The sequence below is a fragment of the Rhizobium sp. 11_C7_N12_5 genome (assembly GCF_051811145.1).
Lineage (GTDB): Bacteria > Pseudomonadota > Alphaproteobacteria > Rhizobiales > Rhizobiaceae > Rhizobium > Rhizobium lusitanum.
Genome location: NZ_JBPWPY010000002.1, coordinates 2,050,617 through 2,064,870 on the forward strand (window position 1 = coordinate 2,050,617; position 14,254 = coordinate 2,064,870).

The following is a 14,254-nucleotide window of genomic DNA, read 5'->3' on the forward strand; positions in this document are numbered from 1 at the left end:
TATGTAACACCAGCCGACTGGAAGAAAGTGCGTCGTTGCACGGTCGCGCCCTCAACACGCGAAATGAGGTAAAGGTGACAGATATTTCAATCTTGCCGGATACGCAGCCAGCGGGCACGCAGCACAATCTTGCCTCGCTGACCTACAAGGCCGTGTCCGACATGATTCGCCATCGCCGCTTGAAAGGCGGACAGGTCATTGTCGAAGCAAGGCTGGCCGAAGCCCTCGGCATTTCCCGGACGCCTCTGCGGGAAGCCCTGCAGCGGCTCGAGGGCGAAGGATTGGTGCGCAAAGGCGATGGCCGCAATTATGTGGTTCGCCGGGTTGATATCGGAGAGTACCTACAGAGCCTGAAGCTTCGCCTGCTGATCGAGCCCGAGGCCGCAGTGCTGGCAATCCCCAATATTCCGCGCCGGCAGTTGATCGCCGTCAGGCGCGAGATCCATGAGCTTCTCGATGCAACGGCCTATCACACCGATGCGCACTGGGTCTCCGACGACAACCTGCACAATCTGATCATCGACCACTGCGCCAACGCGGTCATGGCGAAAGTACTGCGCGAACTGCGCGCCACCACACGCCTGTTCGAGATCGACCGGCTGAAGGATCGGCTGAAGCCCGATTCAACCGAGCACCTCGTCATCATCGAGGCGCTGGAACGCGGGGATGCAGAACAAACGCGGTCTGCAGTTGCGGTTCATATCGAAAGCCTGATCAGCTTTGCGAGAGAACAGTTGGAGTAGTGATCCCAAGACGCGCGGAACTGCCTTATCGGGCAACCTAGCTCCGTATTTGGGCCGATGCCCGCGGGATCGCCGATAAGTTAAAGCAGCATCGAGGCGCCACGATCGAGATAGGTATCGAGGAACTGCTCAAGACGCGGATTTCTCGGCTTCTTGAAGACTTCCTGCGGCGGCCCGGTGAACAATACCTTGCCGTGGTCGAGGAAGATGATCTGCTGGCCGACCGTTGCGGCGAAACCTATCTCGTGCGAGACGACAACCATGGTCATGCCCTCGGCCGCCAGATCGCGCATGACGTTCAGGACCTCACCCGTCAGCTCCGGATCGAGCGATGAGGTCGGCTCGTCGAACAGCATGATCTTCGGCTTCAACGCCAGGGCACGGGCGATCGCCACGCGCTGCTGCTGTCCACCCGACAGCTGCGAGGGATAGTGCCCTGCCCGCGCTTCCAAACCCACTTTGACGAGTTGCGCCATCGCCGCATCCTCGGCCGCTTTCCGGCTCATCTTGTGAACCGTCTTCAGCGCCTCGCTGACATTGCCGAGCGCGGTCATGTGCGGCCAGAGATTGAACTGCTGGAACACCATGCCGATCTGGGCGCGGATCGCACGATTGGCGGCAGCCGAAATGCGCTCGCGCCGTCCTTGCGAATCCTCGGTGAAACCGAGCACCTCGCCGTTGATGGCGATCGTCCCGCGCGTTGCCTCCTCCAGAAAAGCCATGCAGCGCAAAAGCGTGCTCTTGCCGGAGCCGGATGGGCCGATGAGGCAGGAAACCTGCCCCGGCTCGATGATAAGATCGATGCCATGAAGGACCGTGGTCTCTCCGAAAGTCTTGACGAGATTGCTGACTGCGATCGCGGGGACGCTCATGCGTTGAAAAACCTGAATCTGGAAAGTTTCGTTTCGGCAAGATTGCCAAGCCAGCCGGTGACTTCGACCAGCACCCAATAGAAGAGCGCCAGCGCTGAAAGCGCTTCGACGAAGGCATATTGCTGCGATCCGATCGCGCTCAACGTTGCAGTCAGCTCCGGCACCGTAATGATGGATAGAACCGCCGTCTCCTTCATCAGGATGACCACCATGTTCACGGATGGCGGCAGCACCAGCATCGTCATTTCCGGCAACAGAATGCGCCAGACGATCTGCCCTCGCGTCAGGCCAACACATTCGCCGGCCTCGATATGACCCTTCGGCACGGCCTGGAAGCCGGAGCGGAAGATTTCGCTGAAATACGCCGCGCCGTAGATCGAAATACCGATCAATCCGGCAGGCAGGGGATCGAGATCCAGCCCGACGAAGGGACCGCCGTAATAGACCAGGAAGATCTGAATGAGAAACGGCGTGCCGCGCAGCACGGCGACGATAGCGCCCAGCGCCTTATCGACCAACATGCCGCCATATTGCCGGGCGACTGCCATGAGGAAGCCGATGATGGCCGCGGCGATCGTGCCCAGTATCCAGATCATGATCGTCACGCCAGCGCCGCTGACGATGGCCGGCCACTGTCCGATGATGACATTGATGTCGAAGGTCATCGCGGCACTCCGGGCAATCGGCTTTCGATCAGGCCGCCGGCAAGCGCCACCAACCAGTTGATGACGAGATAGATGAGGCCGGCGGATGCGAAGAGCTGCAGCGGCAGAAAGGTGCTGCCGGCGAGATCCTGTGCCATGCGGGTCAGCTCGACGATGCCGACCACTGAGACCAACGACGATGCCTTGAGAATGAGAATCGCCTCGTTGACGAGAGCGGGAAATGTGAGGCGCAGGGCGATCGGAACCTTGATGCGGCGAAAGGTCTGGCGTGGCGTCAGGCCGACCATCTCCGCCGACTCCACAAGGCCGAGAGGCACGCTGGCAAAGCCGCCGCGCAAATTTTCAGCCTGATAGGCTGCCGTGCAGAGCGACAGGCCGATGATCGCGGCGACTATGCTCGGCACATTGATGCCGATGCCCGGAAGCAGATTGTAGATCAGCAGCAATTGCACCAGCAGTGGCACGCCGCGAAAGAAGCTGATGAAAATCTGGGCAGGTCGCACAAAGAGACCGCGCCCCGACAGCAGCATTCCCGACAGAAGAATCGCGATCGCAAAGCCGATGAGGATCGACACGACGCTGATCGTCACCGTGTAGATCGACGCCTGCAAGAGCAACTCGAAGAGCTTGATGGACATGGTTCAGATTTCGCCCGCTTGACGGCCAGAAAGGTGCGGTCGCATTTCTCGGCCATGCCCCGACATTGCCGCGGGCATGGCCGATTTCCGATGGCTGATCAGAATGCCGGGTCCTTGACGGAATCCGGGGTGTCGAAGCTCGCGCCGAACCACTTCTTCTGCAGCGTCGCCATACGGCCGTCAGCCTTGATCTTCAGCATGGCAGCATCGATCGCATCCATCAGCGGCGCATGATCGGCATCCTTCAGGCCGATAAAGCCGAAATAGGATTTCTTGCCGAAGGGCGGCAGCACGACTTCGAACGTTCCTTCGCGCTGCTTGGCAACGAAAGCGATATTCGGCAGCGAGTTGGCGACACCGGCGATGCGGCCGGCCGCGAGGTCCGCATAGGACTCCGTAAAGGCCGGATATTCGCGAATGTCGACCTTGGTCGGCAGGGTTTCGGAAAATTCCTTGAGCTGATCGAGCTGGGCGGTCGCCTTGCCGACGCCGATCTTCTTGCCGGCAATATCTTCCGGCTTGTTGATCGTCTTGTCGCCAGCCTTTTTCAGGATTGCGATGGTCGCCTCGGCGAGCGGCGGCGTGAAGCGATAGCGTTCCATGCGCTTCTTGGTGATCGTCGCCGGGCCTGCGACGACGTCGAACTTGCCGGCTTCGAGCGCCGGGAAGACGCCATCCCAGGGCAGCGTGACCCATTCGATCTTCACGCCGAGTTCCTTGCCGATCTCAGCGAAGAGATCGACGTTCAGGCCGACATGTTCGCCTGCATCGATGAAATCGAAGGGTGCGAAGGCCGTCTCGGTGCCGACCTTCAAGGTGCCGGCGGCCTTTACGGCGGCAAGCGTGTCGGCCGCATGGGCGGAAATCGTCGCGCCAAACAAGAATGCGGCGCCGACCAGCCCCTTCAGAAGCGAATTCATCCTCATGTTTTTCTCTCCAGTTTTTTGCCCTTCCGGTGGAAGGTCCAGGTTCCCCAAGCGTTGTCCCGCCAAGCGGATTTCTATGACCCGCTTTTGTCTATACAAATAGATACAGGCTGGCCTACACTGTCAAACATTAAACTCATTGGACGCAAGATTTATGCCGTACAGCGGCAATGGACCTAGCAAAAGCGGCTTTCGCAGCAACTGAATGTCATGGCTGGATCGAGGTGAGCATTGGTCTCAATTCATCGGAGAATTTTCGAAGACATCGAAGCCAGGATCATGAGCGGCGCCTGGCCGCCTGGTCATCGCATCCCCTTCGAACACGAACTGGTGCAAGAGTATCAATGCTCTCGGATGACCGTGAACAAGGCGCTGTCGGCCTTGGCGGAGCGCGGCATGATCATACGCCGCCGCAAGGTCGGTTCCTTCGTCGCCGCGCGGCAGATCGACCGAACGGTGATGGATATTCAGGACATCTCAACGGAAGCCGAGTTGGCGGGGCATGACCACAGCTACAGGATCCTGATGCGAAAAATCGAGACGCTGGATGCTGTCACCGCGACACAGCTCGGCGAACCGACGGGAGCGGAAATCTTGCGGCTTCACTGCCTGCATGCGGTGGACGGCAAGCCGAACGCGCTGGAGCGACGCATCATCATGCTCGCCATGGTGCCATCCGCCAGAACCGAAGGCTTTGCCTCGGTGCCTCCAGGCAAATGGCTGCTCGACATGGTGCCCTGGTCGAAGGCGAGGCATGTCATCCGCGCCGTATCGGCCGATGCCGCCACGGCACGCCTGCTTGAGACCGAGCGCGGCGACGCCTGCCTGACACTCATCCGCCAGACGTGGCAGAACAGCCGCACGGTCACCTATGTCGAGATCATTCATCCCGGCGACCGTTTCCAGTTTGCCGGCGACTTTCATCCGACTGAGAGAGGCGTCAGGGATCAACTGCCGCGGAGAAGCGCCTCTTGACCGAGAAACAGGCTATCAGGACAGTTCCGCTCAAGGGCTTGCAGGCCTTCGAAGCCGTCGGCCGTTGCGGCGGCGTGAGCGCCGCGGCCCTGGAGCTTAAGGTTTCCCCCGGCGCGATCAGCCAGCAGATCCGCAAGATCGAGAGCTTTCTTGGAGTGACCCTGCTGGAGCGCAACGGCCGTACCGTGGAGCTCACCCCATGGGGGCGGCTCTACCACCAGGAAATATCGAAGGGCTTCGAGCAATTCGCGCTTGCGGAGCAGATACTGGAACGGGCACGCAATGAGAATGCCCTGGTTCTCAGCGCCCTGTCTTCCGTCGTCAACAAGTGGATCGGGCGCCGGATCTTCGACTGGCAGGCCCTTCATCCGGACGCCCATGTCAGGATCGTCGGCCGCGACAAGGAACCGCGCATGGGCTTCGACGACATCGATTTCCGCATCAGTTATGGATCGGATGTGCTGCAGCACGAACACTATACGGAGTTGTTCCGCGATTGGGTCGTCCCCGCCTGCTCGCCGGCGTTGATCAAGGGCAAGGCGCCCTCCGCGGCGCGGCTTCTCGACTATCCACTCCTGCATGTCGAATGGGAGCGCCATTTCACGCCCTATCCGAGCTGGCGCGAATTCGCCGCGAAGACAGGGGCGGCACTCAAGGAGACCACCGCCGGTCTTTCCTTTACCCTGTCGAGCAGCGCCATCGATGCGGCCGTCAACAAACGCGGCATCGTCCTCGCTCAGATGTCGATGATCGCAGACGAGCTTGAAGCGCAGACGCTCGTCATTCCCGTCGATATCCGCATCCCATTACGCGAAAGCTATTTTCTCGCCTGGGACAGGGCGGCGCTGCAGAAGCCCTTCGGCCCGGCATTTCGCGACTGGCTTGTTTCGATTTCGCGTCAACAGGCTCGCATATCTGCGCCGTCCACACCGGTGTAGACTTTTAGAAAAACTAAAACGAAAGACAGCGGCGCGATATTGATGAAAAAAATCGCAGGACGATAATCTGCGCAGACTTTAAGCTTGGCGATCAGGAGAACGGCATGGCGCGCACCGACAAGATGAAGCTGGGCACTTTTGTCTACACCTTCGGCTTCCATCCGGCCTCCTGGCTTCATCCGGCCAGTGACGTCCACGGCGCCAATGACTTCAGCCACCTCCTCGACGTCGCCAAACGATCCGAAGAAGCCAAATTCGATTTCATGTTCATGGCGGATTCGCCCGCCGCAGCCGTCGGCGATCCGGATGCGCTCGCGCGCATCCCGACCAAGATGAACCGTTTCGAGCCGGTGTCGCTCCTGGCCGCACTCTCCGTCACCACCAAAAATCTCGGCCTCGTCGCCACCCTCTCGACGAGCTATTACGAACCCTACAACGTCGCCCGCCTCTTCGCATCGGTCGATCATTTGAGCGGCGGCCGCGCCTGCTGGAACGTCGTGACCTCCGACCACGACGAGACGGGCTATAATTTCAACCGCGAAGGGCTGGATCCCCACGCGCTGCGCTATGAGCGCGGCAACGAATTCGTCGATGTGGTGTTCGGCCTGTGGGATAGTTTCGAGGAAGGTGCCCTGCTTCTCGACCGGGAAACAGGAGTCTATTACGACAAGACGAAGCATCACACGCTGAACCACAAGGGCAAGCACTTCCAGGTGCGAGGGCCGCTCAACATCGCCCGCACGCCGCAGGGCCGGCCTGTCATAGCACAAGCCGGCGGATCGGAACCCGGCATGGATATGGCGGCGCGCACCGCCGAGATCGTCTTCAGCCTTGCCTCAAACATCGACCGCAATCGCGACTTCTATGCCAATGTCAAACGCCGGATGCCCGCCTATGGCCGCGACCCGGAGGATCTTAAGATCATGCCCGGCGTGGTCATCAATGTCGGGGAAACGCAGGCTGAAGCCGAAGCCAAGGTCAATTATCTCATTGACAAAATGCATCCAGACGTCGGCCGGCTGATGCTGTCGGAATTCCTCGAGGCCGATCTGCGCGGCGTACCGTTGGATCAACCCTTCCCGATGGACCGGCTTCCGGCGGCACCGAAAGGCTCGCGCGCCTTGTTCGACGAACTCGTCGATTTCGTCAAAAGCGGGCGCACGGTTGGTGAGCTTGTCCGCCACTATGCGGAAAAGCATACCGGCAACGGCATTACCGGCACGCCGACGCAGATTGCCGACTTCATGGAGGAATGGTTCGAGACACGCGCCGCGGACGGCTTCATCCTGATGTTCCCGACCCTGCCCTCCAGCCTTGACGATTTCGTCAAGCTTGTCCTACCGGAGCTGCGCCGCCGCGGGCTGTTCCGAGAAGAGTACGAAGGCTCGACGCTTCGTGAAAACCTGGGGCTGTCCATGCCGGCCAACCGGTTTGCGAAGAGCCCGTCAGCCTAGCGGCAGCCGGCTCCCGAGCAGCCCGATCGAAGCGACATCAGCATTGGCAAAGGCAAGACGCAGATAGCGCTCCTGACCCACGCCGAAATAGCTTCCGGGTATGCTGACGATACCCACCCGCTTTGCCAGTCTCTCGGCCACCTCAGCGGAAGACTGGTCAGCGAAGGGGTGCCGTACGAAGGCGAAATAGGCGCCGATTGCGGCGATGTCCCAACCGGGCAGGTCGGACACCACGGCCTTCAGCGCCTCCGCCCGGCGCGCGATCTCCAGCCGGTTTCCCGCCCGCCAATCGGCAAGCACCGGCAAGGCGGCAGCCACGGCCACCTGGGCGGAGCGCGGGGCGCAGATCTGCATATTGTCCATGATCTTGGCGATCTCGCCCAAAAGCTTAGGCCCTGCCGTCACCGCCCCCAGCCTGTGGCCGGGAATGCAGAACGATTTCGAGAAACTGTAGAGCAGGACGAGCGTATCCTCCCAGCCCGGCTCCGACAGCAGCGCATGTGGCGGGCCATAATCGCCCGGAAGAAAGTCTCGATAGGTCTCATCAAGCACGAGCCAGGCGCCATGTTTCCGGCAAAGCGCAAAAAGATCATGCAGCAATGACGGCGGATAGACGGCCCCGGTCGGATTGTTCGGCGTGACGACCGCAAGCGCCCGGGCACCGGCGGCAAGCGCCCGCTCGGCCGAGACAACATCCGGCAGGAAGCCGCCGACCGCATCGCACTCGACAAGCACGCGCTCGATGCCGAGCATGGACAAGGTCGTCTCATGATTGAAATAGAAGGGATTTGTGAGTGCGATCGCATCACCGGCACCGGCAAGGGCGATGGCGGCACACATGAAGGCCTGATTACAGCCGGATGTGATGTGGATATTGGCAGCCTGGATCGACGCGCCGTAGATGTCGCTCACATGCCGCGCATAGGCTTCGCGCAGCACCGTTTCTCCCTCGATCGGCCCATAGCCCGTCATGGCCTGCGATGCCGCCGCCTCGCCGAGGAGCCGCAGCATCTCGGGATGGGCGGGATAGCCGGGCACGGCCTGCGACAGATCGATCAGCGGCCCGTGAGCGCCGGCATAGTCGCGCGCCCATGCAAAAACGGAGGGGATGGGTGGCGGCGAAAGCCGCGTCACGAAAGGATTGGGGATTGCGGATGGCATGTCGATGGGTTCCTTGGAGGCCGATTGCTACACCGATATCGGTCACGATCTCAACCGATTTGTCGGAGCAAACCGTTCCTCAGCGAATTGCCGGCGATTGTTTTGCCAGATCGAAGATGTTGACGGCTTCGGCATCCGGCCCCTAAAGCTCGGCGACAAGAAGGCTTTCCGCTCGCACGGTCTGTCCGGTACCTGAAACCTAGCTTGGAGCGAATCGTGGCCACCAAAATCCGTCTTCTATTGACGAACGATCCAGCACTGCCGGCACTGGCCGCCCTCATGGAAGAAATGCAGGCGCATTATCAGGTACCCTGTCCGTCGCGGGCCGAAATCATTGCCGGGCTCAAGGCAATGCCACAAGGTGCCGAGATCCTGATCGTGGAGGAGAACGACGCCACCCTGGGCTTCGCCGCCTTCTCCGGGATCTATCCCGGACCTGGCCTGAAACCGGGCATCTTTCTGAAGGAACTCTTCGTAAGCGCCGCGCAACGCAGCCGCGGCTTGGGCCGAGACCTCATGCGCGCGCTCGCCGAGCTGGCACAAGAGCGGGGGCTTGCCCGGATCGACTGGACCGCCGACCCTGAAAACGCAAGGCTCCTCGATTTCTACGACGGGCTCGGCGGCACGCGCAAACCCGATAAGCTGTTCTATCGCCTTGATGGAAAGGCGCTCGAAGAACTGACGATCTGACCGCCAGCCTGTTGCAACGCTGCTCCCTGTCTCAGTCGCGCATGCTCTCGGCTTGCCCCATCAGCCATGCCTCGAACGTCCGCATCGAAGCGCCGGGGGAGATGTCTTCCGGCTTCGCGAACCAGTATCCGTATTCGCTTCGATAGCCGAAGCCATTGGGGCTGATCAGTCGACCTGTCTCCAACTCATCGAGAATGAGGCCGCGCGGTATCAACGCCATCCCCTGTCCGGCAAGGGCCGCGCGGATCACCATGGTGTAATAGCCGAACCGCGTGATGTGATGGACGGCGATATCGGGCTTTCCGTGGCTTTCGGCGAAATGCTGCCAATGCAGCGGCGTCTGCGGATGTTCCAGCATGACACCCTCGGCCAGTTCGTCGATCGTGCCCGGAATGCCATTCTTCTGCCAATAGGATGGCGCGCTGACGATCAGAACCTCGTGCCCGAACAGATATTGCGCAGTCTCTCCCTTGTTCGGTGCAATGAGAAAACGGAATATGCCGTCCGCCGTCTCCGATTGCGTGGGTGACACGAAGGTCGTGAACTGCACGTCAATTTCCGGATGTTGTTCAGCGAATTGAACGAAACGCGGCAGCAGCCAACGATCGCCGAAAATCGGAAGAACCTGCAGGCGCAGCACACTAGGGCCGGGCTTCAGACGCGCAACGCGCAACGCCGCATCTTCCATCGCCTTCAGCGCGGTGCGCGCGTGTTCGATGTAAATCAGACCGATCTCTGTGGGGATCATGCCGCGCGGCGTTCGAGTGAAGACCGGACTGCCGATCAGGTCCTCCAATGCGAGCAACTGCTTGCTGACGGCGCTCTGGGACAGGGATGTGCTCTCTGCGGCGGCACTCGTCGATCCCCTCTCCGCCACGGCAAGCAGAACCTGCAGGGCAGTCATCGAAGGCAAGTGCTGTCGGCCCGATACCATGAGTTCTCCGCAGGAGCGCCGATCATGGCTACATCTCCTCGGCCCATTTCAATAATCCACTGATGAAATTCGAGCTAGTCGGTTTTGTCATAGCGTAGTGAAATAACTTCGCTTGCCGATTAAATCAGCACGTAGGAGCATTGCCAAAAGTTTAAACAAACAGGGGACATCAATGTCTGAGCCCACGCAGCTATGGGGCGGGCGCTTCAAGTCCGGACCGTCCGAGGCCTTGGCCAATCTGTCACGCGCGCCGCTGTCCTATTTCCGCCTTTTCCGGGAGGATATCGCGGGCTCCCGCGCGCATGCTTCCGAACTGAAGCGCGCCGGCGTTCTCGACGAAAGCGAATTCGCAGCGATCCGAGCTGCCCTTGACGACATCGAGACGGATGTCGCCGGCGGTCATCAGCAACCGATCGCGGGCGACGAGGATGTCCATACCTTCCTGGAGCGCCTGCTGATGGCACGCCTCGGCGCGCTCGGCGGGAAGCTTCGCGCCGGACGGTCCCGCAACGACCAGACAGCCAACAACACGCGCCTCTATCTGCGCCGCATGGCGCGCGAGCTCTCGCGGGAGATCATCTCGGTCCAGGAAGCATTGACTGAGCAGGCTTCGCACCATGCCGAGACTGTCATGCCGGGCTTCACCCATCTGCAGCCGGCCCAGCCCATCGTCCTCGGTCACCACCTGATGGCGCACGCCCAGTCCTTGTTGCGCGACCTGCAGCGCTTCGAAGATTGGGACCGTCGCTTCGACCGCTCGCCGCTCGGCGCGGCGGCACTTGCCGGCTCCGGCATCGCCTGCCGTCCCGACCTGTCCGCCATTGAGCTCGGCTATTCGGCCGCCTGCGAAAACTCGATCGACGCCGTCGCCGCCCGCGACCATGTCGCCGAGTTTCTGTTTATCTGCTCGCTGGTCGCGGTCGACCTGTCGCGGCTGGCGGAGGAAATCTGCATCTGGAGCTCCAAGCAGTTCAGCTGGGTGCGGCTGCACGATTCCTATTCCACCGGCTCCTCCATCATGCCGCAGAAGAAGAACCCCGATATCGCCGAATTGACGCGCGGCATGTCCGGCACTCTCATCGGCAACATCACGGGCTTCCTCGCCACCATGAAGGCCATGCCGCTCGCCTATAATCGCGACCTGGCCGAAGACAAGCGCGCGCTGTTCGAAACGATCGACGTTCTCGAATTGATCCTGCCAGCCTTTGCCGGCATGGTCGCAACACTGGAATTCGATGTCGACAAGCTACGTGAGGAGGCTCCCAAGGGCTTCACGCTCGCAACCGAGGTCGCCGACTGGCTGGTCGGCCAGAACGTGCCATTCGCCGAGGCGCATGAGATAACCGGCGCGGTCGTTCGCTATTGCGAGGAACGCGGCCACGATCTTGCCGGGCTCACCGAAGACGACCTGCCGAAGATCGATCCGCGGCTGAACAAGGATATGCTTGCCGCCATCACGCTCGACAAGGCGCTTGCCAGCCGCACCGGTTACGGCGCCACTGCGCCGGTTCGCGTACGCGAACAGATTGCCCGCTTCAAAACGGCAATCACCGCCTGCCGCATCTTTGCCGGAGTGTCTAAAGCCACGCATGGAGAGAACGACCCTCAGGAGCTTCGAAGCCGATGACAGTTGCAAGCGCCAGCCCTTCCCCCACCGATGACAAATACGAGATCGCCCATCTGCGCCTGGTGCCGAAGCGGCATATCGGCCGCATGGTCGCCGCCGCCATCGTCCTCGTCCTGCTCGCGGGGCTGGTGCGTGCTTTCAGCGTCGGCCAGATAGAATGGAGCTACGTTCGCGAGTTTCTGTTCGCGCCAGCCATTCTCGATGGTCTCACGAATACGCTGCTGATGACCGTAGCCGCCATGGCTGTTGGCATCGTGCTCGGCGTCCTCATCGCCATCATGCGCATTTCCGGCAATCCGGTGCTCTCCTACATCGCCATCGGCTATGTCTGGATCTTCCGTGGAGCGCCGGCGCTGCTGCAGCTGATGCTGTGGTTCAACCTGGCGCTGATCTTTCCGACCATGGGCATCCACGGCCTTATCGAATTCCGAACCGTTGACGTGATGACGCCCTTCGTCGCCGCCATGCTTGGCCTCGGCATTTCCCAGGGCGCCTACACCTCCGAGGTCGTCCGAAGCGGGCTGCTCTCCGTCGATAGCGGCCAATACGAGGCCGCCCGGACCATCGGCATGACGCAGATGAAGATGCTACGCCGCATCGTGCTGCCGCAGGCCATGCGCGTGATGGTCCCGCCGATCGGCAATGAAGTGATCGGCATGGTGAAGCTGACATCGCTTGCAAGCGTCATCCAGTATGCCGAAATCCTCCACAACGCCCAGATCATCTACTTTGCCAATACCCGCGTTCTCGAGCTGCTGCTCGTTGCCAGCTTCTGGTATCTCGCCGTTGTCTCCGTCCTGTCGGTTGGCCAGCACTATATCGAGCGTTATTTCGGGCGCGGCTCGAAATCGATCAAAACGTCCATGTGAGGTCGACCATGAAACAGGATATTCTCGTCAAGGCCGTCGACGTCACGAAGAACTACGGCGACTTCTGCGCCCTCGACAAAGTCAGCATGGAGGTCGTGCGCGGCGAGGTCAGCTGTATCATCGGCCCCTCCGGCTCCGGCAAGAGCACGTTTCTGAGATGCATCAACCTTTTGGAGCGGATGGATGGCGGCGCCATCTGGGTCAATGACGAGCTGATCGGCTATCGCCGCGAAGGCAACAATCTGCACCAGATCAGCGATGCGGAAATTTCCCGTCAGCGCCGCCGCATCGGCATGGTCTTCCAGCGCTTCAACCTCTTTCCGCACAAGACCGCGATCGAGAACATCATCGAGGGACCGGTGCATGTCCTCGGACAATCCGTGGAGCAGGCCCGCGAACGAGCCTCCGTCCTTCTGGAACGCGTCGGTCTTGCCGAGAAGGCGAACCATTATCCGTCCGAACTATCAGGCGGCCAGCAGCAGCGCGTCGCCATCGCCCGCGCCATGGGCATGCAGCCGGATCTCATTCTCTTCGACGAGCCCACATCGGCACTCGACCCGGAACTCGTCTCGGAAGTGCTCGACGTCATGAAGGATCTTGCAGCGTCCGGAATGACCATGATCGTCGTCACCCACGAATTGGGCTTTGCCCGCAATGTGGCCAATACCGTCACCTTTATGGAAGCGGGAAAAGTGGTCGAAACAGGCTTGGCATCGGAGGTTCTCAGCACTCCGAAAAGCGCCAGAACGGCGGAGTTCATCAAAGCCGTTCACAGTTGAGAAGAGGAAGCTGGCGGAACAGGAAACCCTCCGGCTTTGCACCAGAGTCAAAATGGGGAACAACATGAACAGGCATCTCGTCATGCTCGCAGCTCTTTGCGTTGCTGCAACCGCAGCCAACGCCGAAGGCCTGCCGGAAAGAATCAAGTCCGCCGGCAAGGTCGTCGTCGCCAACCAGGCGAACTATCCGCCGATGGAATACAAGGATCCGGCCACCAACAAACTCATGGGCCTCGACATCGATCTTGGCCTCGCGCTCGCCAAACAACTCGGCACCACGGTGGAGTGGTCCGATATCGGCTTCGAACAGATGGTCTCTTCCCTGACGACCGGCCGCGTCGACCTCATCCATAGCGGCATGAGCGACCTGCCCACCCGTCGCGACACGCTCGATTTCGTCGACTATATGAAATCCGGCGCGCAGTTCTACACATCCTTTGCCCGCAAGGATGAGTTCAAGAAGCCGACCGACTTCTGCGGCAAGATCGTCGGCATGAGCCGCCGCACCTCCTTCCCGGATGAGACGGCGAAGTGGAGTGCGGCCAACTGCGAAGCCAAGGGGCTGCCGGCCGTCAAGGTTGTCGGTACGGAAGGCTCGGCGGACGCCCGTGCCCAGCTGAAGCAAGGTCGCGTCGATGGCGCGGTGCAGGGTTCCGAAACGCTTCCCTATCTGCTGAGCCTCGAGAAGGACACCTATACCGTTGTCGGCGAGCCCTTTACGGCCGTCTATCAGGGCATCGGCTTTGCCAAGAAGGATACCGAGCTCCGCGATGCCTATGCCGCCGCGCTGAAGGCGCTGATGGCCAGCGGCGAGTACAAGACGATCTTCGCCAAATACGGCCTCGAAGGTGCGATGCTGGACGGAATCTACGTCAACGCTCAAGCCGTAAAGTGACGCCTGGCGTCCGCGGCTCCGGCGTGAAAGCGCCGGGGCCGCAAACCAATGACCCGGTGAAGGCAGCTTCATTCGGGTCCATCATTCC

General features: G+C 60.7%; 16 protein-coding genes. 10 read left to right on the plus strand and 6 right to left on the minus strand.

Going from position 1 to position 14,254, the window contains the following annotated elements; genetic code table 11:
- Positions 1 to 74 precede the first annotated feature (74 nt).
- A complete protein-coding gene (locus tag AB8B29_RS28610) occupies positions 75 to 743 on the plus strand; it encodes a GntR family transcriptional regulator (protein WP_051963522.1) in 669 nt (222 codons plus the stop codon).
- A gap of 80 nt (positions 744 to 823) precedes the next feature.
- Here the strand turns inward: AB8B29_RS28610 and AB8B29_RS28615 are convergent, their stop codons facing one another.
- The 4 genes from AB8B29_RS28615 to AB8B29_RS28630 all read right to left on the minus strand — a co-directional run bounded on the left by AB8B29_RS28615 (position 824) and on the right by AB8B29_RS28630 (position 3,844).
- Positions 824 to 1,615 (minus strand): amino acid ABC transporter ATP-binding protein, encoded by a 792-nt coding sequence (locus AB8B29_RS28615; RefSeq protein ID WP_047552543.1) that lies wholly within the window; start codon positions 1,613 to 1,615, stop codon positions 824 to 826.
- A complete protein-coding gene (locus AB8B29_RS28620; protein ID WP_047552547.1) occupies positions 1,612 to 2,280 on the minus strand; it encodes an amino acid ABC transporter permease in 669 nt (222 codons plus the stop codon). The genes AB8B29_RS28615 and AB8B29_RS28620 overlap by 4 nt, the downstream gene beginning before the upstream one ends.
- Positions 2,277 to 2,918 carry an amino acid ABC transporter permease gene (locus tag AB8B29_RS28625; RefSeq protein WP_037196994.1) on the minus strand — a complete coding sequence of 214 codons (642 nt, stop codon included), beginning with the start codon at positions 2,916 to 2,918 and terminating at the stop codon, positions 2,277 to 2,279. Before AB8B29_RS28625 ends, AB8B29_RS28620 begins: the two co-directional genes overlap by 4 nt.
- Before the next feature lie 98 nt (positions 2,919 to 3,016).
- Positions 3,017 to 3,844: a transporter substrate-binding domain-containing protein gene (locus AB8B29_RS28630; protein WP_037196995.1), complete on the minus strand. Its 828-nt coding sequence runs from the start codon at positions 3,842 to 3,844 to the stop codon at positions 3,017 to 3,019.
- A gap of 231 nt (positions 3,845 to 4,075) precedes the next feature.
- On the opposite strand from AB8B29_RS28630, the gene hutC reads away from it, so the two are divergent.
- The 3 genes from hutC to AB8B29_RS28645 all read left to right on the plus strand — a co-directional run bounded on the left by hutC (position 4,076) and on the right by AB8B29_RS28645 (position 7,211).
- Positions 4,076 to 4,819, plus strand: coding sequence for a histidine utilization repressor (gene hutC, locus AB8B29_RS28635; RefSeq protein ID WP_092577323.1), 744 nt, complete (start codon positions 4,076 to 4,078; stop codon positions 4,817 to 4,819).
- The gene (locus tag AB8B29_RS28640; protein ID WP_092577326.1) at positions 4,816 to 5,757 is read left to right on the plus strand and encodes a LysR family transcriptional regulator; all 942 of its coding nucleotides are present in this window, start codon (positions 4,816 to 4,818) and stop codon (positions 5,755 to 5,757) included. Before hutC ends, AB8B29_RS28640 begins: the two co-directional genes overlap by 4 nt.
- A 104-nt stretch (positions 5,758 to 5,861) precedes the next feature.
- Positions 5,862 to 7,211, plus strand: a complete 1,350-nt coding sequence (locus AB8B29_RS28645) for an LLM class flavin-dependent oxidoreductase (protein WP_047552557.1) — start codon at positions 5,862 to 5,864, stop codon at positions 7,209 to 7,211.
- On the opposite strand, the gene AB8B29_RS28650 is transcribed toward AB8B29_RS28645, so the two are convergent.
- The gene (locus AB8B29_RS28650; protein ID WP_037197000.1) at positions 7,203 to 8,372 is read right to left on the minus strand and encodes an aminotransferase; all 1,170 of its coding nucleotides are present in this window, start codon (positions 8,370 to 8,372) and stop codon (positions 7,203 to 7,205) included. The genes AB8B29_RS28645 and AB8B29_RS28650 overlap by 9 nt on opposite strands.
- A gap of 4 nt (positions 8,373 to 8,376) precedes the next feature.
- Between AB8B29_RS28650 and AB8B29_RS28655 the strand changes: the two genes are divergently transcribed.
- Positions 8,377 to 8,568 carry a hypothetical protein gene (locus AB8B29_RS28655; RefSeq protein ID WP_141694166.1) on the plus strand — a complete coding sequence of 64 codons (192 nt, stop codon included), beginning with the start codon at positions 8,377 to 8,379 and terminating at the stop codon, positions 8,566 to 8,568.
- Positions 8,569 to 8,651: 83 nt separating this feature from the next.
- Entirely contained in the window at positions 8,652 to 9,062 is a 411-nt protein-coding gene (locus tag AB8B29_RS28660) for a GNAT family N-acetyltransferase (RefSeq protein WP_080760442.1), read from the plus strand.
- A 31-nt stretch (positions 9,063 to 9,093) separates the two neighbouring features.
- On the opposite strand, the gene AB8B29_RS28665 is transcribed toward AB8B29_RS28660, so the two are convergent.
- Positions 9,094 to 9,996, minus strand: coding sequence for a LysR substrate-binding domain-containing protein (locus AB8B29_RS28665; protein ID WP_037197003.1), 903 nt, complete (start codon positions 9,994 to 9,996; stop codon positions 9,094 to 9,096).
- 172 nt (positions 9,997 to 10,168) lie between these two features.
- On the opposite strand from AB8B29_RS28665, the gene argH reads away from it, so the two are divergent.
- Genes argH through AB8B29_RS28685 form a run of 4 tightly spaced genes read left to right on the plus strand, consistent with a single transcriptional unit; the run spans position 10,169 to position 14,166 of the window.
- Positions 10,169 to 11,623 carry an argininosuccinate lyase gene (gene argH / locus AB8B29_RS28670; protein ID WP_051963490.1) on the plus strand — a complete coding sequence of 485 codons (1,455 nt, stop codon included), beginning with the start codon at positions 10,169 to 10,171 and terminating at the stop codon, positions 11,621 to 11,623.
- Positions 11,620 to 12,492, plus strand: coding sequence for an amino acid ABC transporter permease (locus tag AB8B29_RS28675; RefSeq protein ID WP_037197004.1), 873 nt, complete (start codon positions 11,620 to 11,622; stop codon positions 12,490 to 12,492). The genes argH and AB8B29_RS28675 overlap by 4 nt, the downstream gene beginning before the upstream one ends.
- 8 nt (positions 12,493 to 12,500) lie before the next feature.
- Complete coding sequence (locus AB8B29_RS28680) at positions 12,501 to 13,271, plus strand: amino acid ABC transporter ATP-binding protein (RefSeq protein WP_037197005.1); 771 nt, start codon at positions 12,501 to 12,503, stop codon at positions 13,269 to 13,271.
- A gap of 52 nt (positions 13,272 to 13,323) precedes the next feature.
- Positions 13,324 to 14,166 (plus strand): ABC transporter substrate-binding protein, encoded by an 843-nt coding sequence (locus AB8B29_RS28685; RefSeq protein ID WP_092577332.1) that lies wholly within the window; start codon positions 13,324 to 13,326, stop codon positions 14,164 to 14,166.
- Positions 14,167 to 14,254 lie beyond the last annotated feature (88 nt).

What these genes read in the sequence shown, in the direction of transcription:
- AB8B29_RS28620 (WP_047552547.1), bottom strand. Translation starts at nt 2,280, where the DNA reads ATGACCTTCGACATCAATGTCATCATCGGACAGTGGCCGGCCATCGTC.
- AB8B29_RS28645 (WP_047552557.1), top strand. Translation starts at nt 5,862, where the DNA reads ATGGCGCGCACCGACAAGATGAAGCTGGGCACTTTTGTCTACACCTTC.
- AB8B29_RS28685 (WP_092577332.1), top strand. Translation starts at nt 13,324, where the DNA reads ATGGGGAACAACATGAACAGGCATCTCGTCATGCTCGCAGCTCTTTGC.
- argH (WP_051963490.1), top strand. Translation starts at nt 10,169, where the DNA reads ATGTCTGAGCCCACGCAGCTATGGGGCGGGCGCTTCAAGTCCGGACCG.
- AB8B29_RS28650 (WP_037197000.1), bottom strand. Translation starts at nt 8,372, where the DNA reads ATGCCATCCGCAATCCCCAATCCTTTCGTGACGCGGCTTTCGCCGCCA.
- AB8B29_RS28680 (WP_037197005.1), top strand. Translation starts at nt 12,501, where the DNA reads ATGAAACAGGATATTCTCGTCAAGGCCGTCGACGTCACGAAGAACTAC.
- AB8B29_RS28660 (WP_080760442.1), top strand. Translation starts at nt 8,652, where the DNA reads ATGGAAGAAATGCAGGCGCATTATCAGGTACCCTGTCCGTCGCGGGCC.
- AB8B29_RS28655 (WP_141694166.1), top strand. Translation starts at nt 8,377, where the DNA reads ATGGGTTCCTTGGAGGCCGATTGCTACACCGATATCGGTCACGATCTC.
- AB8B29_RS28665 (WP_037197003.1), bottom strand. Translation starts at nt 9,996, where the DNA reads ATGGTATCGGGCCGACAGCACTTGCCTTCGATGACTGCCCTGCAGGTT.
- AB8B29_RS28615 (WP_047552543.1), bottom strand. Translation starts at nt 1,615, where the DNA reads ATGAGCGTCCCCGCGATCGCAGTCAGCAATCTCGTCAAGACTTTCGGA.
- AB8B29_RS28675 (WP_037197004.1), top strand. Translation starts at nt 11,620, where the DNA reads ATGACAGTTGCAAGCGCCAGCCCTTCCCCCACCGATGACAAATACGAG.
- AB8B29_RS28630 (WP_037196995.1), bottom strand. Translation starts at nt 3,844, where the DNA reads ATGAGGATGAATTCGCTTCTGAAGGGGCTGGTCGGCGCCGCATTCTTG.
- AB8B29_RS28625 (WP_037196994.1), bottom strand. Translation starts at nt 2,918, where the DNA reads ATGTCCATCAAGCTCTTCGAGTTGCTCTTGCAGGCGTCGATCTACACG.